1 protein-coding gene and 1 pseudogene are annotated in these 1,559 nt (G+C 76.3%); both read left to right on the forward strand.

The features are described 5' to 3' along the window. Positions 1 to 1,161 (forward strand): FAD-binding oxidoreductase (locus PV721_RS43265; protein WP_319734341.1); only part of this gene is annotated, 1,161 nt, incomplete at its 5' end. A gap of 12 nt (positions 1,162 to 1,173) precedes the next feature. Further along, a pseudogene (locus PV721_RS43270) lies at positions 1,174 to 1,559 on the forward strand (hypothetical protein); the annotation flags it as partial.

Here is a 1,559-nt window from a genome sequence, read left to right on the forward strand (position 1 = left end):
GTACGGATCGGCGCGGGGGCCAGGCTCGGGGACGTGCACGCGGCCCTCGCCGGGCGGGGGGTGGCCGTCCCGACCGGGCTGTGCCCGTCGGTCGGCATCGCCGGGCTCACCCTGGGCGGCGGTCTGGGGCTGGCCTCGCGGGCGTACGGGACCACCGCGGACCGGCTCGCGGGGGCCCGGGTGGTGACGCCCGACGGGGGCGTGCGCGAGGTCGACGCCGACCGGGATCCGGAACTCTTCTGGGCCCTGCGCGGCGGCGGGGGCGGCAACTTCGGCGTGGTCACCGAGTTCCGCTTCCGCCCGCACCCCGCCCCCCGGGCCTGCGCCTTCGCCGAACTCCACTGGCCCGCCGGCCGGTCCGCCGACGTCCTGCGCGGCTGGCAGCGCTGGCTGGCCGGACTGCCGGACCCGTTCTGGAGCCAGGTGGAGTTCACCGTCGAAGCCGGTACTGGTACGGGTGACGGGGCGACGGCGCCCCCCGCGGTCCGGGTCGTGTGCCTCGACGGGCGCGGGGAGCTGGAACGGCAGTTGACCCGGCTGTCGGACCTGGTCGGCGGACCGCCGCGGGACGAGTGGACCGTCGTACGCAGTCACGCGGACACCCTGCGGGCCATGTCGGGCTGCCTGGAGCTGACCGCGGCCCAGTGCCGGCTGCCGGGCACCCTGCCCGGCCGGGACCCGCAGGGGCGGCTCGACCGGCACTCCTACGCCGCCCGCTCCGACTTCTGGGCGGGCGCCGGGCTGCCCGACGCGGCGATCGGCACGGTCCTGGACGCGGTGCGGCGGTACGGGTCCGGGGCCGGTGTTCCCCGGGGCGGGCTCGCGGTGGTGCAGTTCGACGGAGTCTGCGGCGGCGCCCTGAACCGGGTCGCTGTCGCGGACACCGCCTTCGCGCACCGCGACAGTGCCTATCTCGCCCAGTACCTCGTCCACTGGCCCGAGTCCGCGCCGGCCGCCGAGGTGAGCCGGCACGAGGCCTGGCTCGACGGGCTCTGGCGGGACCTGCGGCCCTGGGCGAGCGGCCGGGCCTACCAGAACTACACCGACCCGAAACTCACCGGATGGCGCGAGGCCTACTACGGCCCGAACCTCGCCCGCCTGCAGGAGGTCCGGCGTGCCTACGACCCGGACCGGCTCTTCCGTTTTCCCCAGGCCGTTTAGGGAGTGCCCGGAATGCGACGTATGGTGACGATGGCCGCGCTGGCGGCCGCCCTGCTGGTGCCCGGAGGTCCGCTGCCGGTGGCCGAGGCCGAGAGCACTGCCTCGGTGAGCGCGGGCCGCTGGTCCGCCCACGAGGCCGAGACCTTCTGGACGCCCGAACGGATGGCCGCCGCCGCCCCGCTGCCCGCCGTGACACCGGAGCCCCCCGAACCAGCGGCGCCCGAGCCTCCCTTGGAGCCCCTCGTACCGCTGGAAACCCTGGAACCCGTTGACCCTCTGGATCCGACGTCTGTCGCAACGTCGGCACCGGCGCCGACGCCGAGCGCGATCCCGACGCCGAGCCCTGTCCCGGTCCCGGTCCCGGACACGGCGGAGCCGTCCGCGGCCCCGTCCCCGCT

Origin of the sequence: Streptomyces sp. MB09-01 (assembly GCF_033794505.1) — a bacterium.
In the GTDB taxonomy this organism is placed as follows: domain Bacteria; phylum Actinomycetota; class Actinomycetes; order Streptomycetales; family Streptomycetaceae; genus Streptomyces.